1 protein-coding gene is annotated in these 424 nt (G+C 69.8%); it reads left to right on the plus strand.

Going from position 1 to position 424, the window contains the following annotated elements:
* Positions 1–424, plus strand: a 424-nt coding sequence (locus tag EN807_RS32745) for an aldehyde dehydrogenase family protein (RefSeq protein ID WP_135937948.1), incomplete at both ends; no start/stop codon positions are given.

Here is a 424-nt window from a genome sequence, read left to right on the forward strand (position 1 = left end):
CGCAGCTGCCGCGGCTTTCCCGGCATGGTCGCGGACGGGCCCAGGCGAGCGCCGCGCTTTGCTTTCCAAGGCCGCCGAGGTGATGGCCTCCAAGGTCGGCGAATTCACCAGGCTGATGATGGAGGAGACCGGAGCGACCGGGCCATGGGCCGGCTTCAACGTCATGCTGGCCGCCAACATGCTGCGCGAGGCAGCCGCCATGACGACGCAGATCTCGGGCGAGATCATCCCCTCGGACAAGCCGGGCACGCTTGCCATGGCGATCCGCCAGCCGGCCGGCGTCTGCCTCGGCATCGCGCCCTGGAACGCACCCGTCATTCTCGGCACCCGCGCGCTGGCGATGCCGCTCGCCTGCGGTAACACGGTGGTGCTCAAGGCCTCCGAGATGTGCCCCGGCACGCATCGCCTGATCGGCCAGGTGCTG

This window comes from Mesorhizobium sp. M5C.F.Ca.ET.164.01.1.1 (assembly GCF_004792125.1).
Classification (GTDB): Bacteria; Pseudomonadota; Alphaproteobacteria; order Rhizobiales; family Rhizobiaceae; genus Mesorhizobium; species Mesorhizobium wenxiniae.